At 51.2% G+C, this 24,887-nt stretch carries 19 protein-coding genes; 15 read left to right on the forward strand and 4 right to left on the reverse strand.

Annotated elements, in window-relative coordinates:
• The 8 genes from NT073_RS11500 to NT073_RS11535 all read left to right on the forward strand — a co-directional run bounded on the left by NT073_RS11500 (position 1) and on the right by NT073_RS11535 (position 12,349).
• On the forward strand, positions 1–2,340 hold the full coding sequence (locus tag NT073_RS11500; RefSeq protein ID WP_297373132.1) for a glycoside hydrolase family 3 N-terminal domain-containing protein: 2,340 nt from the start codon (positions 1–3) through the stop codon (positions 2,338–2,340).
• A gap of 672 nt (positions 2,341–3,012) precedes the next feature.
• Positions 3,013–4,266 (forward strand): L-fucose:H+ symporter permease, encoded by a 1,254-nt coding sequence (gene fucP, locus NT073_RS11505; protein WP_297373134.1) that lies wholly within the window; start codon positions 3,013–3,015, stop codon positions 4,264–4,266.
• Between the two features lie 67 nt (positions 4,267–4,333).
• Positions 4,334–5,350, forward strand: a complete 1,017-nt coding sequence (locus NT073_RS11510; RefSeq protein ID WP_297373807.1) for a zinc-binding alcohol dehydrogenase family protein — start codon at positions 4,334–4,336, stop codon at positions 5,348–5,350.
• Between the two features lie 83 nt (positions 5,351–5,433).
• The gene (locus NT073_RS11515) at positions 5,434–6,336 is read left to right on the forward strand and encodes a ThuA domain-containing protein (RefSeq protein WP_297373136.1); all 903 of its coding nucleotides are present in this window, start codon (positions 5,434–5,436) and stop codon (positions 6,334–6,336) included.
• A gap of 5 nt (positions 6,337–6,341) precedes the next feature.
• A complete protein-coding gene (locus NT073_RS11520; protein ID WP_297373138.1) occupies positions 6,342–9,548 on the forward strand; it encodes a PVC-type heme-binding CxxCH protein in 3,207 nt (1,068 codons plus the stop codon).
• Between the two features lie 86 nt (positions 9,549–9,634).
• The gene (locus NT073_RS11525; RefSeq protein ID WP_297373140.1) at positions 9,635–10,531 is read left to right on the forward strand and encodes a sugar phosphate isomerase/epimerase family protein; all 897 of its coding nucleotides are present in this window, start codon (positions 9,635–9,637) and stop codon (positions 10,529–10,531) included.
• Between the two features lie 2 nt (positions 10,532–10,533).
• A complete protein-coding gene (locus tag NT073_RS11530) occupies positions 10,534–11,358 on the forward strand; it encodes a sugar phosphate isomerase/epimerase family protein (RefSeq protein WP_297373142.1) in 825 nt (274 codons plus the stop codon).
• 187 nt (positions 11,359–11,545) lie between these two features.
• Positions 11,546–12,349, forward strand: coding sequence for an alpha/beta hydrolase (locus tag NT073_RS11535; protein WP_297373144.1), 804 nt, complete (start codon positions 11,546–11,548; stop codon positions 12,347–12,349).
• 18 nt (positions 12,350–12,367) lie between these two features.
• Here NT073_RS11535 and NT073_RS11540 read toward each other — a convergent pair whose 3' ends face one another.
• On the reverse strand, positions 12,368–12,559 hold the full coding sequence (locus NT073_RS11540) for a hypothetical protein (RefSeq protein WP_297373146.1): 192 nt from the start codon (positions 12,557–12,559) through the stop codon (positions 12,368–12,370).
• Positions 12,560–12,837: 278 nt separating this feature from the next.
• Between NT073_RS11540 and NT073_RS11545 the strand changes: the two genes are divergently transcribed.
• Entirely contained in the window at positions 12,838–13,200 is a 363-nt protein-coding gene (locus NT073_RS11545) for a hypothetical protein (RefSeq protein ID WP_297373148.1), read from the forward strand.
• Between the two features lie 171 nt (positions 13,201–13,371).
• On the opposite strand, the gene NT073_RS11550 is transcribed toward NT073_RS11545, so the two are convergent.
• On the reverse strand, positions 13,372–13,791 hold the full coding sequence (locus tag NT073_RS11550) for a hypothetical protein (RefSeq protein ID WP_297373150.1): 420 nt from the start codon (positions 13,789–13,791) through the stop codon (positions 13,372–13,374).
• A 2-nt stretch (positions 13,792–13,793) separates the two neighbouring features.
• On the reverse strand, positions 13,794–14,129 hold the full coding sequence (locus tag NT073_RS11555; protein ID WP_297373152.1) for a thioredoxin: 336 nt from the start codon (positions 14,127–14,129) through the stop codon (positions 13,794–13,796).
• A 140-nt stretch (positions 14,130–14,269) separates the two neighbouring features.
• Between NT073_RS11555 and NT073_RS11560 the strand changes: the two genes are divergently transcribed.
• The 6 genes from NT073_RS11560 (at position 14,270) to NT073_RS11585 (ending at position 23,968) form a co-directional block, all read left to right on the forward strand.
• Positions 14,270–15,487 carry a PAS domain-containing sensor histidine kinase gene (locus NT073_RS11560; protein ID WP_297373154.1) on the forward strand — a complete coding sequence of 406 codons (1,218 nt, stop codon included), beginning with the start codon at positions 14,270–14,272 and terminating at the stop codon, positions 15,485–15,487.
• Positions 15,465–16,517, forward strand: a complete 1,053-nt coding sequence (locus NT073_RS11565; protein ID WP_297373156.1) for a response regulator — start codon at positions 15,465–15,467, stop codon at positions 16,515–16,517. The genes NT073_RS11560 and NT073_RS11565 overlap by 23 nt, the downstream gene beginning before the upstream one ends.
• A gap of 136 nt (positions 16,518–16,653) precedes the next feature.
• Positions 16,654–17,733: a DNA polymerase IV gene (gene dinB, locus NT073_RS11570; protein ID WP_297373158.1), complete on the forward strand. Its 1,080-nt coding sequence runs from the start codon at positions 16,654–16,656 to the stop codon at positions 17,731–17,733.
• Positions 17,734–18,666: 933 nt separating this feature from the next.
• Positions 18,667–19,038, forward strand: coding sequence for a hypothetical protein (locus NT073_RS11575; RefSeq protein WP_297373160.1), 372 nt, complete (start codon positions 18,667–18,669; stop codon positions 19,036–19,038).
• A gap of 338 nt (positions 19,039–19,376) precedes the next feature.
• Positions 19,377–22,577: a TonB-dependent receptor gene (locus tag NT073_RS11580; protein WP_297373162.1), complete on the forward strand. Its 3,201-nt coding sequence runs from the start codon at positions 19,377–19,379 to the stop codon at positions 22,575–22,577.
• A gap of 8 nt (positions 22,578–22,585) precedes the next feature.
• Complete coding sequence (locus NT073_RS11585) at positions 22,586–23,968, forward strand: RagB/SusD family nutrient uptake outer membrane protein (RefSeq protein WP_297373164.1); 1,383 nt, start codon at positions 22,586–22,588, stop codon at positions 23,966–23,968.
• Between the two features lie 146 nt (positions 23,969–24,114).
• Here the strand turns inward: NT073_RS11585 and NT073_RS11590 are convergent, their stop codons facing one another.
• Complete coding sequence (locus tag NT073_RS11590; protein WP_297373166.1) at positions 24,115–24,879, reverse strand: carboxymuconolactone decarboxylase family protein; 765 nt, start codon at positions 24,877–24,879, stop codon at positions 24,115–24,117.
• Positions 24,880–24,887 lie beyond the last annotated feature (8 nt).

A 24,887-nucleotide genomic window follows, 5' to 3' on the forward strand; every position in this document is an offset into this window, starting at 1 on the left:
ATGAGAAAAAAGAGAATCAGTATCGGTTTACTCAGCCTGCTCACGGCCTCCGTTACCTTCGGTCAGAACTGGACCGAGACCAAGACGGGCAACTGGGTGAAAGTGACAAACAAAGGCGGTCAAACGCTCGGCTATTCGCCCACGTCGGGCGTGAAACTTCTGTCTGATAAAGGGTTTGCGTTTAAAGACCTGAACAAGAACGGGAAGCTGGATAAATACGAAGACTGGCGTTTGCCGGTCGAGGTGCGGGCCAAAGACCTGGCCACTAAACTAAGCGTCGAACAGATTGCCGGGTTGATGCTGTACAGCAAACACCAACCCATTCCGGCGGCTCCCGCAGGACCGTTTGTGGGCACCTATAACGGGAAAATCTTCGCGCAGAGCGGGGCCAACGTGTCGGATCTGTCGGACCAGCAGCGGGAGTTTCTGACGAAAGATAACCTCCGGCACGTCCTCATTACCTCGGTTCAAAGTCCGGAAGCGGCTGCCGCCTGGAACAACAACGCACAGGCACTGGTCGAAGGCCTCGGCATGGGTATTCCCATAAACAGCAGCTCCGACCCCCGGCACGGCACCCGCGCCGATGCCGAATATAATGCCGGAGCGGGTGGTGCTATTTCCATGTGGCCCGGCTCGCTGGGACTGGCCGCTACGTTCAACCCCAAACTGGTACAGAAATTCGGTCAGATTGCCGCTACGGAATACCGGGCGTTAGGCATTGCTACGGCCCTTTCGCCACAAGTCGACCTCGCCACCGACCCCCGCTGGAACCGGGCAAGTGGTACCTTTGGCGAAGACCCGAATCTGGCAACCGACATGGCTCGTGCGTATATCGACGGCTTTCAAACCTCAACCGGTGCCAATGAAATCACCGGCGGGTGGGGCTACGCCAGCGTCAACGCCATGGTAAAACACTGGCCGGGTGGCGGTTCGGGCGAAGGTGGCCGCGATGCACACTATGGCTACGGTAAATACGCGGTTTATCCCGGCAATAATTTCCAGACGCACTTCATGCCTTTTCTCAATGGAGCCTTCAAACTGAAAGGCAAAACGGGTATGGCGTCGGCTGTGATGCCGTACTACACCATCTCGTATAATCAGGACAAAAAGTACGGTGAAAACGTGGGTAATAGCTACAACAAATACATCATTCACGACCTGCTCCGGACGAAGTACAAATACGACGGCGTCGTCTGCACCGACTGGCTCATCACCGCCGATGAAACGGCTGTCGATGTGTTCCTGACCGGCAAATCCTGGGGTGTCGAGAAGTTGTCCGTTGCCGAGCGGCATTACAAAATCCTGATGAACGGCGTCGATCAGTTTGGCGGAAACAACGAAGCGAAACCCGTAACCGACGCGTATCAGATGGGCGTTAAAGAGCATGGCGAATCGTTTATGCGCGCCCGATTCGAACAGTCGGCGGTGCGGTTGCTGAAGAACGTTTTCCGCGTCGGGCTTTTCGAAAATCCATACCTGGACCCACAGGTAGCGCAGAAAGCCGTAGGTACGCCCGAGTTCATGAAAGCCGGGTATCAGGCGCAGCTGGAATCGGTGGTGATGCTCAAGAACAAGGCGAAGGCGTTACCCCTCACCAAAGGCAAGACCGTTTACATTCCAAAGCGGTTCACACCAGCGGGGCGTAATTTTCTGGGGATGCAAACGCCCGAGAAACTGGATTATCCGGTTAATCTGGCGGTCATCAAAAAATACTTTACCGTGACCGACAATCCGGCCGAAGCCGATTACGCACTTGTCTTTATCCAAAGTCCGAACTCGGGGGGTGGGTACGATTCGGAACAGGCTAAAGCGGGCGGAACGGGCTACGTTCCGGTAAGTTTGCAGTACGGCGACTACACCGCTCAGGCTACCCGCAACCCAAGTATTGCGGGTGGTGACCCGATGGAGACGTTCACCAACCGAACGTATGCCGGGAAAACAGCGAAAACCATCAACAGCAGCGACCTGACGATGGTTACCGAAACCTACGCCAAAATGAAGGGTAAGCCAGTCATTGTGGCCCTTCAGGTATCCAACCCAACGGTGGCCAAGGAGTTTGAAGCGCAGTCGAACGCGATTCTGGCGCATTTTGGCGTGCAGGACCAGGCTTTGCTGGAGATCATGACGGGCGCTCACGAGCCCTCGGCCCTTTTGCCCATGCAATTCCCCGCCGACATGAAAACGGTGGAGACCCAGGCGGAAGACGTCCCCCGCGACATGACCGCTTACAAAGACTCGGAAGGTAACACCTATGACTTTGGCTTCGGTCTGAACTGGAAAGGCGTGATTAAGGATGCCCGCACCGCTACCTACAAAAAGCCCGTTCTGAGTATGAAATAGGCTATTTATGTGCGTTAGGCTGAAAAGCCTGACAAACGAGGTTTTAAGAAACCTCGTTTGTAACTACGCTCGGCATAGTCTGTGACTATGTCGGTGTGTTATCCGGTCTCTGACCGGCTTGGTATATCTTATCAAGAAACGGAGAGGCTAATAGATGGTGTTAGATCCTCATACCTAACACCACTGAAGCTATACCGGTCAGAGACCGGATAACACCCGGCCGTAGTCACAGACTATGGCCAACGCCGTGGAGAAGCGGGTGATACTAAATTTTATAAACCAGAAATGGCGGGCTTTCCAGTCTGCCATTTCTGGTTTATAAACTGGTTGGTAGGATGATCGACTTTGCTTAAGGAATAGCGAGAGTGCTTGCCAAATAGCCAGTCTTAGGCAATTAGGTATAGATGCTATGAATGGTTAGCCTGCCTCCTGGCAATTGATAAGGTTTGACGCCCGATACTGAACGACTGAACTGGTTCGGTTGAAAGGTGAAGCAGATGGGGGCTCATGGTGAGAAATATACATCAACTGGCTTCTACCTTCTGGTATGAGGTTAATATCCCTTACTTATTGGATAATAATTGCCATCATCCTTATTCGTAAATACTTTTCCTTTGTATTGTTCAATACGTGAGGTTGGCGTAAAACTGACCTTATTTCCGTACTACCTGTATGTCTGATCGTAAGACCCGCCTTGCCATAATCCTGATCACCTCCCTGTTTTTTCTGTGGGGATTTGCGCTCAACTTAAACCCGATTCTGATTCCACACCTCAAAAAAGCCTGTCAGCTCAGTGATCTGCAATCGGCCTTGATCGACTCAGCTTCGTACATCGCTTATTTTCTGATGGCGCTGCCTGCGGGCCTTTTCATGAAACGGTACGGCTACAAATCCGGGATTACACTCGGCCTGCTGCTTTTTGCCTTTGGAACCTTCCTCTTTTACCCAGCCGCCGAACAACGGATGTTCGGATTTTTTCTGGTTGCCCTGTTCATTATAGCCAGTGGACTCACGCTGCTGGAAACGGCTGCTAACCCTTACATTACCGTATTGGGCGATAGCGACACCGCTACGCAACGGCTGAACTTCGCGCAGTCGTTCAATGGACTGGCGGCTTTTCTGGCCCCGCTCATGGGTGGTACGTTTATCCTGTCGGGCAAAAACCTAACGGAGCAGGAGCAAACGGCCATGTCGCCGGGACAGCTCGACGCGTACCTGAGCGAAGAAGCCGCATCGGTCCAAGTGCCTTTCCTGATTATTGGCATTGTGGTCTTAATGGTCGCCATTGTGCTCTGGCGTACCCCGTTGCCGGATATTATTGACGAAGAAGACACGCCCGAACAGGCGACAGGCTCTATTCTGGGCGAGAAAAATCTGATTCTTGGCGTTGTCGCACAGTTTTTTTACGTGGGCGCTCAGGTGTGTATCAGTAGCTTCTTTATCCGGTTCTCCGACAAAGTAGCGGGAGTAGACGAAAAAACGGCGGCCCTGTATTTATCCGGGTCGTTGCTGGCCTTTATGATCGGGCGCTTTTTTGGAACCTACCTGATGCGCTTCATCGCACCACCCCGTCTGCTGGCTATTTACAGCATCATCAATGTAATTCTGCTGGCGTTCGCCATTGTCACGGAGGGCATGGTGCCGATCTACGCGCTGGTGGGTGTCGAGTTCTTCATGTCGATCATGTTCCCAACCATTTTCGCGTTGAGCATCCGGGGGCTGGGGTCGAAAACGAAAATTGGCTCGTCGCTGGTTATCATGGCTATTGTGGGCGGGGCCGTTTTCCCGGTCATCATGGGCCGCATTTCGGATCTGACGACCATTCAGATCGCTTATGTCGTACCGGCACTTTGCTTCCTTGTCGTTTTCTATTTCGCGCTGAAGAACAGCACGGTAACCAACGTGAAACTGGCGGTGTCGCATTAATAAAGAGAGGGTAGTCGGGCGCTTCCGCTCGGGTTAATCCTTTTTTATAAATATTAAACCTGTTATGATGGATTCAGTAGTGTGTGTAACGCCCCGACAACTGGCGTATCAACAAGTGCAAAAGCCAGACCTGAAGCCGGGACATGCCCTTCTCAAGATCAGACGAATTGGCATATGCGGCACCGATTTACACGCGTTTGAGGGCACACAGCCTTATTTTACGTACCCCCGTATTTTAGGACACGAACTGGCGGCCGATCTGGTCGATGCGGATGATGCCCCCGGTTTTTCGATAGGAGAGGCCGTTACCTTTTTGCCTTATTTCAACTGTGGGTATTGCATTGCCTGCCGTACCGGAAAGCCAAACTGCTGCGTCCGGTTGCAGACCGTTGGTGTTCATATCGACGGCGGTATGGTCGAGTATTATTCCGTTCCGGTGCACACCCTGGTGCATGGGCAGGGACTATCGCATGACGAACTGGCGCTTGTAGAACCCCTGTCGATTGGCGCGCATGGCGTTCGCCGGGCCGACATTCAGCCGGGCGAAAATGTGCTTGTCGTTGGTGCGGGGCCCATTGGCTTAGGAACGATGGAGTTCGCCCGGATTGCCGGTGGAACGGTTATCGCGATGGATATCAATGCCGGTCGGCTGGATTTTTGCCGTACGCAGTTGGGTGTTCATCACACCATCAATGCCCAGTCGCCGGATGTTATAGAGCAACTGGCGGCTATCACTAATGGCGATATGCCTACGGTGGTCATCGACGCTACTGGTAGTTTACGCGCCATCAATACAGCCTTTTCGTACCTGGCGCACACAGGTCGGTACGTGCTGGTGGGCTTGCAGAAAGGCGAAATCAGCGTGAGTCATCCGGAACTGCACAAGCGGGAAGCTACCCTCATGAGCAGCCGCAACGCCACCCGCGCCGATTTCGACCATGTTATTGCCAGCATGAAAGCCGGTCTGGTTAAACCAACAACCTACATTACTCACCGCGTTAGTTTCGACCAGATAGTACGTGAGTTCGATAGCTGGCTGGACCCCGGCAATGGCGTCATTAAAGCCATGGTGTCGCTTGGATAACATTGCCTACTAACAGTTAAGTAAATTTTGCGCTGAACTTCCTTAAACTAGAAGCTCGAATCGCAACAACCCAACAGCCCCGCATGAAAAATAACCGCCGAGATTTTCTTCAACACGCTGCCGGACTGCTGGCACTTGGCACCCTGAGTATCAGTGAAGTCCTCGCCAGTCATTTGGATTTAGCCAACAAACGGGCCGATAAACCGTATGTGGTATTCGTTACCGGCGACCATGAATACAGTGGCGAACTGACGCTGCCATACATTGCTGAGGAACTGGAAAAGAACTACGGTATGCGGACGAAAGTCCTGAAAGCCTATCCAGACTACAATTCCGAAAAGGACATTCCCGGTCTGGAGGCTCTCAAAGAGGCTGATCTGGCGGTTTTTTTCCTTCGCTGGCGGCTGTTGCCCAAAGATCAACTTCAGTATATCGACGATTACCTGAAGTCGGGGAAGCCGGTCATGGGCTTTCGAACCACGACCCACGCGTTCAACTACCCCGATGGCGACGACCGTAAAAACTGGAATGCGTTCGGCGAGTTTGCGTTCGGGGCTCCTCCGGGCTGGGGTGGTAAGGCACAGCACACGCACTACGGCCACAAAAGCACGACCGACGTGACCATTATACCCGAAGCCGCCAAAAATCCGATTCTAACGGGTGTGGCTCCTTCGTTTCATGTGGCTTCCTGGCTCTATCGTGTTTTACCCGATTATCCGGCGAAGGGAGCGGTGCCCCTGCTCATGGGTAAATCGGTTAACCCCGACAAAGCCGCTATCGACAACCCCGTTGCCTGGACCTGGAAAAATCAGTGGGGCGGCAAAGCCTTTATGACGACCCTGGGCCATCCCGAAGATTTTCAGGTGGAGTCGTTCCAGCGCCTGGTCATCAACGCCATTCACTGGGAGCTTGGTAAGCCAGTTCCCAAACGGTGGAAAGGTAAATTAGCGATCGACGTTCCTTATGGCCATCCCAGTAAATCCTAACTTCTATGAAAGCCTTTGTTAGCAGAAAAACCAATGTTTACGCGTTGCTTGCCGTACTGGGCCTGTTAGGACTGGGCATCAGCGCATTCAAGTTTTATGCCTCGGATTCGCTGAAGCTCAAAAAAGAGGCCCATATCATGCTGATTGGCAACAATCTGGGGTCGAGGATGATGAACTACGACCAGTTTGAAACCGAGATGCAGGTTCGCTATCCGGACAGTATGCTGTATATCCGCAACATGTGCGACCCCGGAGATACACCCGGTTTCAGACCCCGTTCGAGCCGGTTCTCCCCTTGGGCGTTTCCGGGTGCCGAGAAGTTCCAGACCGAGTACGCCAATCCTTCTGATAGCCAGGGTGAGTTCGAATCGCCTGACCAGTGGCTGACCCGGCTTAAAACTGATATTATTATTTCCTTCTTTGGCTATAACGAATCCTTCCAGGGTCCCGCTGGTCTGGCCAACTACAAAGCCGAACTGGACGCGTTTATCAAACACACGCTGAGCCAGAAATACAACGGTAAAACCGCTCCGCAACTGGCTATCGTATCGCCCATTGCCTTCGAAGATTTATCGGCTACGCTCGATCTGCCTAATGGCAAGAAGGAAAACGCCAACATCTTGCTCTACACCAAAGCCATGAAGGAAGTGGCCGAGCAGAACAAGGTGCTGTTTGTCGATGCCTTTACCCCATCGCAGCAGTGGTACAATACCACCAAAGAGCCGTTAACTATTGATGGTTCTCAATTGAATGCAGAAGGGTATAAAAAGCTGGGACTCCTTCTGGCCGATAAGGTCTTTGGCAAGGCGGCTCCTAAAGCGGAAGCCAACCGGAAGCTGGTGCATGAGGCCGTAATGGAGAAAAACTGGATGTGGCATAACGACTACAAAATCCCTAACGGCGTTCACGTCTACGGGCGTCGCTACAATCCGTTTGGCCCCGACAACTACCCGGCCGAAATCGAGAAGATCCGGCAGATGACCGCCATTCGGGATACGGCCGTCTGGCTGGCCGCTACCAAAGGGCAGACGATTGATATTGCCGCTGCCGATGCGCGTACCCGGAAACTGCCCGAGGTGAAAACCAATTTCAACCCTGAGAAAAACGGGAGTTTGACTTACCTGAGCGGAAAAGAAGCTTTGACTAAGTTAAAGGTGCCGCAGGGCTATAAAATTGAGCTTTTTGCATCGGAAGAGGAGTTTCCTGATCTGGCGAAACCCATGCAGATGTCGTTCGATAACAAAGGACGTCTTTGGGTGGCGGCCATGCCCAGTTACCCGCACTACAAACCCGGCGACCCTAAGCCGAACGACAAAATCCTGATTCTGGAAGATACCAACAACGACGGGAAAGCCGATAAGCAAACTGTTTTTGCCGACCATCTGCACCTGCCGCTCGGTTTCGAAATCGCCAAAGAAGGGGTCTATGTCTCGCAGGGACCAAATTTCAAACTCTTCACTGATACGAACGGGGATGATAAAGCCGACAAGAGCGAGATCCTGATGAGCGGCTACGATGACCATGACACCCACCATAACAGTCACGCCTTTACCGTCGACCCATCGGGTGCTATTTACTCAGGCGAAGGTGTTTTCCTGCATACCAATGTCGAAACATCGTACGGGCCGGTTCGGGCGACAAATGGCGGTTTTTACCGGTATGCGCCCCAACTGCACAAACTGGAGCGGACGGCCCAGCTTTCGATCCCAAACCCGTGGGGAATTGCTTTCGACGATTGGGGGCAGCCCTTTTTTGCCGAAACATCCAGTCCCGACGTTCGGTGGATGATGCCCGGCACGGTGCTGCCCCGCTACGGGGAAGCCACCCACAAATCGGTGCAGTTAATTGAAGAAGCGCATCGTGTGCGTCCAACGTCGGGTCTGGAATTTGTTTCCAGCCGTCATTTCCCCGACGAGCTACAGGGCGATTTCCTGATCAACAATACCATCGGGTTCCTGGGCATGAAAGAGCATACGCTGGTTGACGATGGTACGGGTTACAAAAGCAAGCACCGGATGGATCTGGTCGTGAGCGAAGACCGGAACTTCCGGCCCGTCGATATGGAGTTTGCCCCCGACGGGTCGCTGTTCCTCATCGACTGGCACAACATCCTCATCGGGCACATGCAGCACAACGCCCGCGACCCCCTGCGCGACCACTCGCGGGGTCGTGTGTACCGGATTACGTACCCTTCGCGCCCGCTCGTGACGCCCGCTAAAATTGACGGAGCCTCGGTAGAAACCTTACTGGATAACCTCAAACTACCCGAATACCGCACCCGTTACCGCACCCGGCGCGAACTCCGGGGCCGCAATACGACCGAGGTGCTGGCCAAGCTGAAAACATGGGTGGCCGGACTGGATAAAAAAGACCCCCGCTACGAGCACCACCTGCTGGAAGGTCTCTGGGTGAGCTGGGGCATGGATAAAGTAGACCAGACGCTGCTCCGCCAACTGCTGAAGGCGAAGGATTACCACGCCCGCGCGGCAGCTGTTCAGGTGGTTCGCTACACCGGGCACCAGGTGCCCGATCAGGCCGATCTGCTGATGCAGGCCGCCCGCGACGAAAACAGCCGTGTGCGACTTGACGCTATCGTGGCCGCTTCCTGGATTGGTAAGGAAAAAGGATTGCCTATTTTAGCAGAAGCCGCCAAAAAGCCATTAGACGACTGGATGATTCACGCGCATAAAACGGCGGTGGCTCACCTGAAAGGTATGAACGTGCCAAAAGAAAAGGAAGTCCAGGAGGTATCATCACTGAAGGGGCAGGAACTGGCAATGTACAATCTGGGTAAGCAGATTTATGCCAAAGAAGGCTATTGTACCACCTGTCACCAGCCCGATGGAAAAGGACTGGCTGCTTCCGGATTTCCGCCCCTCAGCGGTACGCCCTGGGTAACAGGAAGCGAAGAGCGGCTGATTAAAATTGTGCTGAAAGGGGTGATGGGCCCGATTGAAGTGGCCGGTAAAAACTACCCCGGACAGGTGCCCATGACACCCTTTGGCGGGCTGTTGAAAGACAACGAAGTAGCCGCTGTGCTGACCTACGTCAGAAACGCCTTTGGCAACAAAGCGTCAGCGGTTAGCCCCGCTACGGTGAAAAAAGTTCGTGCTGCTACGGAACGGAAAGTGGATTTTTATTCGCCAACGCAACTGCTCAAGGAGCACCCAATGGGCACTGAAGACGGCGTTAAGTCGGCCAGCACGAAATAGTAATCGGGTTGAGTAGTGAAGTAAGGGCAATCTGTTGAGTTGAGCTCTAGCGTTAACCGATTACCTACAATTAATAGCTTTATTTTATGTCTTTATCGAACAATGCATCGGGTATGTCGGCGGGCCAGTGGGCACCAATTGGCTTCAATCTGTTAGTCTGGACGGCCGCCATATCCGAAGAAATGAACCCTATTGCCGAACGACTGAAAACGATTGGCTACGACGGCGTTGAATGTTTTATTGACCAGCAGGACGTTAGCGTCTATCAAAAATTTGGCGACCACCTGAAGCAGCTCGGGTTGCAAAGCACTTGTGTAACCGTGGTTGGGCCGGACGAGAATCCGGCCAGCGAATCGGCCAAAGTGCGCGAACAGGCGGTCGTTCAGTTGAAAGGGGTAGTCGACCGGGCGCATGCGCTGGGTGCAACGGTCATTTGCGGGCCGTTCCACTCCGCTTTTGCCACGTTCTCCCGACGCGAACCCCAACCCGACGAGTACGCTTACAGTGCCGAGGTGCTGCATGCCGTGGGCGATTACGCCAAACAGGCAAACATCGTCCTGGCACCCGAAGCCCTCAACCGGTTTGAGTGCTACCTCTGCAACACCATGAGCCAACTGGTCGAGCTGGTACGGAGGGCCGATCACCCCAACGTACGAGCCATGTTCGACACCCACCACGCCAACATGGAAGAAAAACACTTTCCTGACGCTATCAGGACCATTGCCCCTGTGCTGGCCCACGTCCATATCAGCGAAAACGACCGGGGCACCCCTGGCGACGGACATATTCCCTGGGATGATACCTTCCGGACGCTCTCCGAACTGAATTATTCCGGCTGGATGACCATTGAAGCGTTTACCCGCAACGACATCAATTTTGCCAATTCTATCAACGTCTGGCGGGAGTTCAGCAAACCGTGGGACATTGCCGAAAATGGTCTCAAGTTTATCAAAGCCATGCAGGCTAAATACACGAACGCATAACTATGCCTACACCTGTTTCTTTTCGCTTCGGCGCCGAAGCGTACACCTGGTTCATGAACAACAATGGTCTGACCCATGCTAACCGGCTGGGGCACATGATCGACATTACGGCGCAGGCAGGCTTTGCGGGTATAGAACCCATTTTCAACTGGATGGGCGATTTGCCCGACCCGGAAAGTCTTGGTCAGAAACTAACCGAACAGGGCGTTGAACTAGCCGCAATTGCCCTCGCCCTCGACTGGAACGGTATCGAAGAAACCGAACAGGAACGCTACGAAGCCGACCGGGCTATTAGTCTGCTGAAGCATTTTCCGGGGGCGCTGCTCTGCACCGTGCAGAAACCGACGGGGCGGCATGATCTCGAAACCCGCCGACGGAATCTGGTCAACATCGTCAACCGCGTATCGCGCCGGGCGGTCGATCAGGGCGTGCCATGCAGCTTCCACCCAAATTCACCTCATTCGTCCATTACGCGTACGGAAGAAGATTACCGTGTCATCATCGAATCATTGGATGCGTCGGTAACGGGCTGGACACCGGACGTGGGTCACCTCATCAACGGCGGCATGGACCCGCTCACCAAGATGAAAGAGTACGCGTCGCTCATCAATCTGGTGCATTACAAAGACTGGAACGGCGAGCCTGAGTTTGCCCTGCTTGGAAAAGGGAAAGTCGATTTCGTGAGCATCACCCAATGGTTGATCGAGCAGGAATACGATGGCTGGATCATCTGCGAAGACGAAGGCCCCGAAGCCATGGACGACCCGGACGGCGTAACCCTGCACGATGGACGCTGGGTGTACGAAACCCTGCTTCCATCGGTGTAGTAGTTGAGTGGTTGATTAGAAGAGTGGTGTCAGGTGTGAGCACCTGACAAGCGAGGTTTCTCAAAACCTCGTTCTCTTCAATTTACGATCGGTTTTGAGAAACCTCACGTGTCGGTCTCATAAAACCGACACCACATCAACTATTCCCCCCATTTCATTCACTTCACAATTCCACTACTTATCGACTATGCCTTACGTAGAAACCAACGGCATCAATTTATACTACGAAGAGCGGGGGAGTGGCGAGCCGCTGCTATTGATTATGGGCATCACCGCCCCCGGCTCCGTGTGGGCCAGACATGCTGATGACTGGCAGAATCACTTTCGCTGTATTCTCGGCGATAACCGGGGCGTAGGTCGGTCTGATAAACCGGCTGGGCCGTACACGACTGCCCAAATGGCCGACGACTATGCCGGGCTTATTGATACCCTCGGACTGGGAAAAGTACGGGTTGCGGGGGTGTCGATGGGGAGCACCATTGCTCAGCAACTGGCGTTGCGGCATCCGGATAAAGTGCACTCGCTGGTACTGCTCTGCCCCTGGGCCCGCTGCGACCGTACCGCCGAAGCTATCTTCCGGCATATGGCTACCATTAAGGCCCGGCTCCGTCCCGAAGAGTTTACCAACTATATTCAGTTCCTGATCTACGCCAAGCGTAGCTGGGATGATGACGCCACCTTTGCCGGGCTTTTGGAGGGACGGCAGCAGGCCGCTGTTGATGCAATGCCGCAGCCACTACATGGTTTGGAGGGTCAGGCTGAAGCCTGCATTACCCACAATACCCTGGCCGATTTACCGTCCATTGACAAGCCCTGTCTGGTTATTGGTGGCAGGAAGGATATTTTTACCCCTGTCTGGATGACCGAAGAAGTCGCGGGAGCTATTCCGAACAGCGAACTACATTTATATGAAGACGCTGGTCACGCCTTCCATTGGGAGTGTATTGACGACTTCAACCCGCGGGTGCGGGATTGGCTGCTGGCTCATTAACAGTACCAAAAGCCAACGCTACTCGGGCCATTTTTCCAGGCCAGCGGCTATGCGTAATGCCCGTTGTACATCGTCCCAGTAAAGCCCGCTTTCGTAGCCGGTCGAGATTCGGTCGCAGGTTTCCAGGAAATCGTTGGCATTCTCAAGCCATTGTAGCTGGAGCGAGGGCTGGTTGTCTTCAGGAGATTGCTGAACGGATGGGTTTTCCATGTGGCCAAAGGTATTATTTTTCAGCTTGTCTGCCCAGAGAAATGTGTCTTTTCTATACCTGAAGACTCGTCCATATTTAACACGCTGACTAACAACCTGAGAATCTCTCTCTATGTTCTCATTGTAAAGTGTATGATATAGGTATATTATAACGTTTGGCTACTCATTTTGAGTAAATAAGCGTTTTAGAGCTGAACGTCTAAGTTTATTTCTAAAAATAATAAACAAATGATGATGCTATCAGTTATATGATATAGATAAAACATACACTCAGCGCTATGAAAATTGCAGTAGAGAAGGGTCAGGACAAGACCTTGCTGGAAGATGGTCGCCAGCAGGTTACCATTACAGATATTGAAGAGGGCACCAGTGAATATAAAGGTATTCCGTTCTTTGCGGTACGTTTTGAAAACGAAGACGGCTATGTGTCACATCGATTCTATCAATCGCAGGCAGGCATGCCAGCCATTATCAGCCTTTTTGACATGGTCGGGATACCTGCCCAAGAGGGTAAAGAGCTTGATACGAAGCAACTAATTGGCAAAGAGCTGACCATTGAAGTAGGAGAGCGTTCCTACAATGACCCCGAGAATCATAACGAACGTGTGCTGAAACAGGCCGTTAATTTCCTGGCCAGCTAACGATACCCATTACCGACTATTCCGTCCCTTTTCAGGTGAGCCAACCCTAAATGGCACTAAAAAGCGCCTTATCAACTGTGTTGATAAGGCGCTTTTTAGTGCCGGGTGCTCTATAATAAGTTAGTTGCCCATGTGCTAAACTCTTGCGCAGGTTAGTCAGAACCGTCTAACTTACATCAAGTTAAGGCTCATCATGCCGGACAAAAACTGTAGACAACCGTCTTTCACCCGGTTAAATTCGTTGATCACATTCGTGGCGTGTCGTTCAATAGTGGCCGACAGTCCATATCGGGTGTCTTTGCAGGACGCATTTTCCGAGTGGTAAATGCACTCATTACTTTCACAGATAATATTACGGCGAAGCTGATTAATATCACCCTGAAGGTGATTCAGGGCGCGGTAGTAATCGACGGCATCGTAGCGAAGACTACGGCAGTTGTGTTGTTCCATCACGTCGTGCAGAAGAGACCGGAGCTGCAAAATTTCTTCCTCCTGCTGCCGAATGATCTGTTTCCAGTGCTGATTATCCTGATGACAGCCAGCGGTGGTGATGGGTGAACTTGTGGGAATGGGTTGGGCTGTAGGGGTCATATTTATGAGCCTTTAGTGGTTTTATGAAGGATGATTTCGACCTGTTGATACAATTCGAGAAAAACATCGGGACTATCGATCTGACCAGTGTGCCACCATAGTTCCTGCCCCTGTTGTAGTAAAACAAAAGCTGGTAAGGCACTGAAATTAAAACTGCGAACCACCTCCGGATGCGTGGTATCCGTAATTCGCATGATCTGAACTGCTGGATTTAATCCTGTCTGAATCGTCTCCATCACTTGGTCTACTTCGGCACGTTTTTTCGATTCCGAAGGTGTCACCACCAGCAGAACAGGCCGTTGAGATGCCGTTGTTGGCAGCGCAGAGTAAGTTACCATAACAATTTGCCGGTTGATGACTGTAAAATTGTTTGTTTTTAGAATGAGTGTTGTTGAGAGAGATCAACTCAAAAACTGATTTTACTCAGCTACGTAGCCTGACCAGGTACTTACTTTGCATTCAGAAATAATAAAACCGTATGTCTGGCGACTCATTTGAGGCTGTTTTCTCGCATGCTACCATTGCCATCATTGTTTCTGATGAGCATGGGCGTATCATGTCGGCTAACCAGTATGCCCATAGTCTCTTTGGCTATGAGCAGGGTGAAATGAGCGGCCTCAGTATTGATGTGTTAGTGCCGGCAACCGTTACCGGTCGCCATAAACAGTTGCGGGCCTCTTTTATGGCTGATCCACAGGTTCGTGCGATGGGCCATGGTCGGGATCTATACGCCCGACGCAAAGACGATACCGTATTCCCGGCGGAGATAAGCTTAAGTTATTTCCGGCAGGTCAATACGTTGTACGTGGTAGCGTACATACTCGATATCACATTTAAAAAGGATGCCGAGTATGCCATGCTGGAGCAGAAAAGACGGATTGAGCAGCTTAATGGCGAACTGGAACAGAAAGTGGTCAACCGGACGCGCGCGCTCATGGCTACCCTCCACCAGCTCGAACAATCTAAAGATGAACTGGCAAAGGCATTGGCTACCGAACGTGAACTGGGTGAATTGAAGTCGCGCTTTGTCTCTATGGCTTCGCACGAATTCAGAACGCCCCTTAGTGCCATTCTTACATCGGCATCGCTTGTTGAGAAGTACCCGCACGTTGAGCATCAGGAAAAGCGACTTCGACACATTCAGCGAATTAGAATGTCCGTAAACCACCTGAATGATATTCTGGAAGAGTTTTTGTCGGTGGGCCGGCTGGAAGAAGGGCGTATTGAGGCCCGGAAATCGTGGGTTGAGCTACCCCAGATTGTCAATGAGGCAATGGCCGATCTACAGGGTATGCTGAAAAATGGGCAGCAAATTCAGACGGAGTTCGACTGCCCGCAGCCCGTTTTAACGGATAAATCACTCCTGCGAAAGATAACGGTGAACCTGCTGTCCAATGCCATAAAGTATTCCGGCGAGAATAAGGTGGTTCAACTCAAGGTCCTGGTCCTGGATAAATTGATACAGATTATCGTCAGTGACGAAGGAATCGGTATATCGGAAGATGACCAGAAACGACTTTTTGAACGTTTTTTTCGCGCCAAAAACGCTACCAATTTTGAAGGTACCGGACTCGGCCTTCACATTGTTGCCAAATACATCGAACTGCTCAATGGGTCAATCGAACTGTCAAGCCGGTTAGGTGAAGGCACTACCGTAACTCTTTTACTACCTTATGAAAAATATTCTGTTAATTGAAGATAATGATATTATTCGGGAAAATACGGCAGAGATTCTGGAACTGTCCGGTTACCGGGTCACGACGGCCAACAACGGCAAAGCCGGAATAGAACTCGCGCTGGTCGACCGGCCTGACCTTATTATCTGCGATATTATGATGCCGGTTCTGGATGGATATGGCGTCCTGCATATCGTCAATAAAAACCCCGCGCTTACCGGAATTCCTTTTATTTTTCTGACCGCCAAATCGGAACGGGACGATTTCCGGCGAGGTATGGAGTTGGGAGCCGACGATTACCTGACTAAACCCTTTAGCGAAAGTGAACTCCTGAGTGCAATTGAAAGTCGCCTAAACCGATTTACAACCCTGCTTTCCGACAACAGCATAGGGGAGGAAGGACTGTCTCAGCCGTTTACGGATACGCAGTCGTCGGGCTGGTTTCAATCGCTGATCTCTGATCGTAAGCTGCACCGTGTACCCAAAAAACAATTCGTCTATAGCGATGGTGATGAGCCGACGCGGCTTTATTATCTGAAAAACGGACGGGTAAAAATTGTGCGGACCAGCCATGATGGTAAAGAGCTGGTGACCGACCTTTTGGGTCCGAACAGTTTCATCGGTTACCGTGCATTGCTGGAGAATACAAATTATACGGATTCGGCGGTTACGCTCGATGACTCGGAACTGATCTATATCCCTAAAAACGAATTTCTGCACATGTTGGGTACGCAGCCCGAAGCCGGTCGCCAGTTTGTTCATTTATTAGCGGGCCATATCAATGGTAAAGAAGAGCAGTTATTGAGTATGGCTTACAGCTCCCTGCGCCGTCGGGTGGCCGATACACTACTCCGGCTAGGTACTTCGCCGGACGGTGAGCCGGTACCACCGATCCAACTGTCGCGCGATGATCTAGCGGCCGTTATTGGTACGGCGACGGAATCACTGATCCGAATTCTGACCGAATTTAAACACGATGGCTTAATTGAAATGAGTAGCGCAGGTATCCGGCTTGTAGAGCCGGATAAACTACGACGAGCTAACTGGTAGTTGAATGGTCTGCTTTCCGGGCGGTTCAGAAGAAGTCCTGAGACAGGCGTTAGTTTAAATTCTATCGTTCGGATATAGGCAGTAGATGATTCAACTGGCTAAGGTTGTAAATTAGCGTTCTTTAGGGAGCGGAATTGTGAAGCAGCCAGAAAATAGAAAAATTATTCACATTGACATGGATGCTTTTTATGCATCTGTTGAACAGCGGGATAATCCTGAATTACGAAATAAACCCCTGGCCGTTGGGGGGTCTCGGCAACGGGGCGTGGTAGCTGCGGCCAGCTATGAAGCCCGCCAGTATGGCGTCCGGTCGGCTATGGCTTCGTCTATCGCCCTTCGAAAATGCCCTGATTTACTGTTTGTCAAACCCCGCTTTGACGTCTATAAAGCCGTTTCAGGTCAAATTCGGGCTATCTTCTCCCGCTACACTGATCTAATCGAACCGCTTTCGCTGGATGAAGCTTACCTGGATGTTACTGATACACTACCAGCCAACTCATCGGCTACCCAGATTGCCCAACTCATAAAAGAGCAAATTAAAGCGGAGACCCTGCTTACGGCATCAGCGGGTGTTTCATACAACAAATTCTTGGCTAAACTAGCATCTGATTATCGAAAGCCGGATGGATTGTATGTCATTAAGCCGCATCAGGGGCTTAGTTTCGTGGAGGGCTTAAAGGTCGGTCAGTTTCATGGCATCGGCCGTGTAACGGCCGAAAAGATGAACCAGCTTGGTATTTACACCGGTATGGATTTGCGGAAGCAGACAGAAGCCTTTCTTACCCGTCATTTTGGTAAAGTGGGCTTTTATTATTACTCCATCGCACGGGCTATTGACCATCGGCCCGTGACGCCCAATCGAATTCGTAAATCGGTTGGGTCCGAAAATACTTTTGCAGATGATTTAATGGATCAGACCCAGCTAATTGATCAATTATTGCCGTTGGTCGATAGTGTATGGAATTACTGCGAACGAACGTCTGTGCGCGGCAGAACCCTCACACTGAAAGTGAAGTATGCCGATTTTGAACAGATTACCCGCAGTCGCACATCGCTGAATCTGCTTTCCAGTAAAACCACCCTGATGCAGATTGCCGCTGATTTGTTGGAGACTCTGTTTCCGCTCTCGAAAGGTATTCGATTGCTGGGCGTGTCGTTATCGAATCTTCAGCCGGGCGAGCGGCCGGAAAATGGGCAGCTTACACTCGACTTATAAACTTGTTGTCTCGTTCTTACGCATCTTTTGCCACTAACGGGCTTATCGCAACGCTGATATAAAGAGGAAGTATCTATAAATTGGAGTAGGAGTCGGAACCTATAAGGGTAGGCGTTATGGCCATTTCCCAGACTTTTCTTCTATAACGAGCCAGTAATTGCTCAAATGCCAGGATGGTCAATTGCTGATTCCGATCAGAACAGACTTTATTGATTTTATACTTTCGCTTGCTCATCAGTCTATAAATGAAGCATATTATATTTGTTCAAATATATGGGGTAGTAGACACTAATTATGCTATATATTATCAAAACTGATTGTGTGGTAGATTTTACCCTATATAGTCTGTAGAAATATAAAAATATTTCAATTAAGCGGGTGGGTTATAAGAAAAGGCACCTTCTTGGCTGATTGCGCACAGCTCTGAACTGGTGAGCCGCTGTCCTTCAGAATTTAGTTGATGCGTACCAGAAGCGCACATTCTTACGGGTATCAAAAGGCGCAAAAAGGAGTTGCAACGGATGAGTTATGGAGTTGATGGAGGTATATATGGACAAGGATTGCCGTCTATACAAAAAAAGAAGAGTGGTCAGTTCTTTTGATTTACCTTTAACTACCGCCTAAAACTCCCTCTATGGTATTTATCATGCCTAAATCTTTGTCGATTACATTGCTCGTGGCTGGGATATTGATGCCATTTAGTATACTTGGATATATATATTCATTTTATCTGTATCCTATATGTCTACTTATTTTACTATATCTAATGATCAGAAGGGCGCGCAACCGCAAATAAAATCGAACCCGTGTTGATTACGGATTGCTGCATTGTCGATCGAAAAATACGCCCATTAGAAGTTCCACTGAGTCACTTACCAAAACATTTATATCCCCATTGAAGTAGTTTTGTAAACCTCGCTAACACTAATTTGCATGGATGCAGTCTACGAGTGGCTACTTCACAGTACGGGTAACGAAGGCAATTTTTACACTATCCTTAATTCCCATCAGGCGGCTGGACAGGGAAGAGAAAAGGTGATAACCGTTATGGCCAGACAACCCGATTTCAAGGTGGTGAACTTATTGATTACTCATAAGCACGCTAATGACGCTGACTCTTTCCTGACAGAGTGGTCGAAGGAGCATACCCAACAGCAGCAATTATCGTTTGCTGATCCAGCGGAGGTTATAGACTATCTGGCAACGGGGAAAGTGTCTGGCTCCGGGCTTGTTGACGGGAGCGTACAGGTGCTGGTAGGAACGCCTGCGGGTGAAGCCGGTACAATCACATTTGAACGGAACTAACAGGCGTCTGTTGAGTCATGTTTTAACAGGTATCACTCAGGTACTCAGGAATGAGCCCGGGTTGGTACCTTTTTTGTTTATTGCCTGGTAAACGGTCAGATTATGTATCTGCGTGTTATAAACGGGTATAACTGATTAATTGAAGAAGTATTTGAGTAGGATTAATTTATTAAAAAATGTAATAAAATACATAAGCTATATTTTAAGTAGAAAATGGTCTGTATATAGGCGAGTTATAGATATTATTGTATGATGCTGGCTGTCCCGGTTGGTTTGACCAATGCCCTTTGCGGTTTACCAATTCAGGAGGTTTGCAGGCTATATTAAACTAACTCGCTATGATGAATTCATTACTTGATTATGCCCGGAACAGACGCTGGAAATGGCTGCTTATCCCTCTCTTCTGCTTCATTGTCCAGTTTAGTTATGCCCAGTCGACTATTACAGGTACCGTAACCGATGCTGCCACCGGAGAAGGTCTGGCCGGTACAACGATCCAGGTTAAAGGAACGAACGTTGGGGCGACGAGCGACGCCAGTGGAAAGTACCAGATTTCGTTGCCCGCTACGGGTAAAGTACTGATTTTTTCGTTCATCGGTTATCAACCTACAGAAGTTACGGTTGGCAACCGTAGCGTTGTCGATGCGAAACTGAGCAGTTCCGATAATGCCCTTAGCGAAGTGATTGTGGTGGGATACGGTGTGCAAAACCGACGCGACGTTACTACAGCCATTGGCTCTGTCAAAGCAAAAGATTTAGCTAATCAGCCGGTGGCCAGTTTTGATCAGGCACTGGCGGCAAAAATCGCCGGGGTGACCGTAACGCAAACATCGGGTGCGCCGGGTGCGGCTCTCTCCATTCGGGTGCGGGGTACGGGCTCTATCAGCGCCGGTAACGATCCGCTCTATGTCGTAGACGGAATTCCACTGTCGCGCGATACCAAGTTTGCAACGGGCGGTACCAACACGCAGTTTCCCGACAATCCAATCAACGTACTAAGCACGCTTAATACCGATGATATTGAGAGTATTGAAGTGCTCAAGGATGCCTCAGCAGCCGCTATTTATGGCTCCCGTGGTTCCAATGGGGTTGTTCTACTAACTACCAAGCGGGGTAAGGAAGGTAAAACGGTGGTGAGTTATGACTCCTACCTTGGCGTTCAGCAGGTGTCAAAGAAGATCGATATGCTCAATGCTTACGAGTATGCGCAGCTGAGCTACGAAGCCAAGAACAATGCCTATATCGACCGGAATCCAACCGGAAAACCAACCGATTCGAATGATATCCGGAATAAAGGGGTAGGAGCGCCCAGTACACTTATCCAACCCGAAATCGTGCCCTACCTTTCCGGGCAGCCGGGCCTGACGAATACTGACTGGCAGGATGCCATCTTCCGGTCGGCACCGATTCAGAATCACACCATTTCAGTTTCGGGTGGAAAAGAGAACGTGAAGTTCTACGTGTCGGGAAACTACCTCGATCAGCGCGGGGTGGTTATCAACTCGGGTTTCAAACGGTACAGCGCAAGGGCTAATGTCGATGTGAAAAGCGGACGGCTTACGGTAGGTGTCAACCTGAATCCAACCTATTCCTACCACGATCTCATTAAAGCCGAAGGTCCCTACCTGGGCGAAGGCGTAGTGGGTCTAGCGTTGCAGATGGCTCCGATCTTCCCGGTATATAACGCCGATGGCTCCTATAATTTCGGTAATAACGGCTGGGGGTACGGTGCTACATCGATTCTGAATCCGGTAGCTATTGCCAACCAGGTGAGCGACAAGCTGAGTCAGCTCCGGGTATTGGGTAATACGTATGCGCAGTACGATATTTTAAAAGGATTATCGTACCGACTGAGCCTGGGGGCCGATGTCAACAGTTTTCAACGCGATTATTATCGGCCATCGACGCTTGAAATCCGCGACCGGAAGGGGCCATCCGTACCGACGGGCTTTTCCAGAGCCCAGAACTTTGTAAACTGGCTCGTCGAGAATACGCTGAACTACAACCGGTCGTTCGGGGTACACAATGTCTCGGCGCTGGCGGGTTTCTCGTCACAGAAGGATAGGCGGGTTGCCAATGAGTTAACGGCTACCAACTTCCCCAACGATTTGGTTCAGACGCTTAACGCCGGTCAGGTTTCGTCCGGGAGTTCGGATATTCAGGAATGGTCATTGCTCTCCTACATAGGTCGGGTTCAGTACGATTACAACGGTAAGTACCTACTGTCGGCGGCTATTCGGGCCGATGGGTCGTCGCGTTTCGGGAAAGATAACCGGTGGGGGTATTTCCCGTCGGTATCGGCAGGCTGGAACGTCTCACAGGAAACATTTCTGAAATCAGCTACCTGGCTGAGCGATTTGAAACTGCGAGCCAGCTACGGGCTGACTGGTAACTTCCAGATTCCAAACTACGGTTCGGTTAGTTTGCTCGGGTACCAGAACTACATTCTCGGCCCCGAAACCATTGTGAGCGGGTTGGCACCTACTAATTCGGCCAATGACAAACTGAAGTGGGAAAAAACGGCTATGTTCGATGTGGGCTTCGACGTGAGTTTCCTGCGCAACCGGCTGAATCTGACCTTCGATTATTACCACGCCAACACCTCCGATCTGCTCCTGAACGTTCCTGTTCCCCGCGCATCAGGCTTTAGTACGGAGCTGCAAAACATTGGTAAAGTCAACAACCAGGGTATTGAACTCACACTGGGGACCCGTCAGACGTTCGGGCGTTTCCGCTGGGAGGCCAGTGCCAACATAGCCGCCAACCGCAACAAAGTGATCGCGCTCGGACCCTCCGGCGACCCGATCATTGTGGCCGGTGGCGTAGCGGGTGCTCAGTTCATTACCCAGATCGGCCGCCCTATTGGCGAGTACTACACGATGATCAACGACGGTGTATTTAAGAATCAGGCCGAAATAGACGCCTATCCGCATACTACAACCACCCGCCCCGGCGATTTTAAATTCAGGGATAACAACGGCGACGGTAAGATTGACTTTAGCAGCGACCGGGCCGTTACGGGCAGTTACTTTCCCAAGTTCACCTTTGGGTTTACCAACAACTTCGCCTACCGAGGCTTCGATCTGGGCGTTGCCATTCAGGGCGTTCAGGGACATAAAATCCTGAACCTGATCCGGCGCTACATTTACAACATGGAGGGCAACGGCAACCTGTTCCGGGGAGCGCTGGACCGCTGGCAGTCGCCCGATAATCCGGGTAACGGGCTGGTTAACCGCGCTAATCGTCTGGCTTCCGGCTCCAATGGGGAAATCTCTACCTGGCACATCGAAAGTGGATCGTACGTGCGTATCCGCACCATTACACTCGGGTATGCGCTGCCAACGGCACTGCTTCAAAAAATTCGCCTGAGCCGCGCCCGCCTGTATGTGACTACCCAGAACCCGTTCACGTTTACCAAATACCTCGGCTACAATCCGGAGGTAAACAGCCGCCCCGACAGCGCCCTGTCATCGGGTGAGGATTATGGCACCTACCCATTACCCCGCACAACCTCGGTCGGCATCAACCTATCCTTCTAGCACTAGTTATGAAAAAGATAACCGTTTTACTAGCCTGCGTAATTGGGCTTTCGGCTTGCCAAAAAGACTTTTTGGACTTAAAGCCTTTATCGCAGCCAAACGCCGATAATTTTTACAAGACCGCCAACGACTTCGGCAACGCGGTCAATGGTGCCTACGATGCGCTTCAGAGTGCGAGTCAATACGGGGGTGATTACAACACCATCGTGGAGGCCAGAAGTGATAACGTTCTGGATAACGACCCCTCGTCGAGTGCCGGGTTGCGTTACAACATCGACCGGTTTATTGAACCAACCACCAACTCGGTCCTGCGGGATACGTGGGGGAGTTTGTACACCGGTATTAACCGTTGCAACCTGATTCTGGACAAGATCGATGCCGTGTCGATGGACGCGACCCTGAAAGCCCGTTACAAAGGGGAGGCTCAATTTATCCGGGCGTTGTCGTATTTCAATCTGGTTCGGTTGTGGGGGCGGGTGCCGCTCGTGCTCAAAGCCGGTTCAACAACCGAAGCCCGGTCGTTTGTACGAAACGAGGTAACCGAAATCTACGCAGCCATTGAAAAAGACCTGACCGATGCGGCTGCCGGTTTACCAGCCACCTACACGGGTGTAGACGTTGGCCGGGCTACGTCCGGTGCCGCCAAAGGCTTGCTGGGGAAGGTGTATGTGACCGAGAAAAAGTACGACCTGGCCGTATCGACCCTGCGTGACGTAGTGAACGGAACTACTTTTCGGCTGCTGCCGAATGTAGCCGATGTTTTTCTGGTCAGCAACAAGAACAATGCGGAGATACTGTTCGCGGTAAAGTTCAAAAAAGGTGGTTTGCAGGGCGAAGGGCACGGTTCCTGGTACGGCACCAGCATTGGCGACAACATTGAACCCTCGCTCCGGGCGGCTTATTTGCCAACCGATAAGCGGCTTCCGCTGACGGTTCAGGTGCCGGTACCAACCAGTATCAATGCCGTACCCCGCAAGTTTTACGATGAACTGTCGGGTACGAACGACGTGGGCAACGACTTTCCGGTGCTGCGCTTTGCCGATGTATTGCTGTTATATGCCGAAGCGCTGAACGAAGTGGGTTATCAGGCCGATGGAGAGGCATTCCGGACGCTCAACCTGGTCCGGACGCGGGCAGGTGTGCCTACGTACGCCAGTGCGCAACTGGCCACTAAAGAGGCCTTTCGTACGGCGATCATCAACGAGCGCCGGTTGGAACTGGCGCTGGAGAACGACCGCTGGTTCGATCTGATTCGCACTGGTACGGCCGTAGAGGCCATCAAGGTAACGGGCATCACCATGCCTGCTTACCGGACGTTGTACCCTATTCCGCAGTCAGAAATCGATACGTATAACAACAAAACAACCTTCCCGCAAAATCAGGGGTATTGAGGAAAGTTAGTAACCACAGAGGCACAAAGGCCACAGAGGATTGAGTTCTCTGTGGCTTTTGTGCCTCTGTGGTTAAAAATTTAACGTGAATTCGGGTTAGCCTGTTTGTCAGTTCTCTTGCACCTCTTTAATAATCATTTAGCTAATTACTTCATCGACGGGTTTCCGGCTCTTTCCTTGCGTAACGCTTGCCATACCTGACTTGCTGCGGCCCCTTCCTTTTCGCCAATGCTGGTTTGAATGATGGAAACCAGCTGCGTTAGTTCTCCCTCACTCAGCCCATTATGCAAGCCGATGTTCAGATGACTGCGTAACTGACTGTCAACACCACCCAGACTGGCTAGCGCCGAAATGGTGGCCAGTTCGCGCGTTTTCCAGTCGAGGTTGTCCCGTCCGAAAATGTCACCAAACAGGTGTTCTTTTAGAAACTGGTCAATAGCCGGGGCAAACTCAAAAATTCCCCCTTTTATGGGCATTCCGATGAGCTTCGTCTGGTTATCTGTTCCAAACTGTCGTCTGTTTCGATCCGCTGGCAGGAGCGACGGTTCTTTGCCGGCCGGATCGTTTATACCCCGTTGCTTACGTTCTTTCAGCACATCCATAAAAGCTTGCAGAGCGTTCAGGCTGCGGGGAAATCCGGCATAGGCGTACAGTTGTACCAAAATTTCTTTGATCTCGCTGACCGTCAAACCAGCATCCAGACCAGCATTCAGTGCTTTCGTCAACTGAGGTATAGTTCCCTGTGCCGTGAAGGCCGAAATGGTGACGATAGCTTGCTGACTTTGCGTCAATCGAGGGTCGGTTTGCATCGTTTGTTCAGGAACTGCTTTCGCTGGTTGTTTTGCTTGTAAGTCGCTGCCTGTACAGGCCAGCAAAATGCCCATTGCCAATGCTGTTCGACGTAGAATCATGCGGAAGC

This window comes from Spirosoma sp., assembly GCF_026391055.1.
Classification (GTDB): domain Bacteria; phylum Bacteroidota; class Bacteroidia; order Cytophagales; family Spirosomataceae; genus Spirosoma.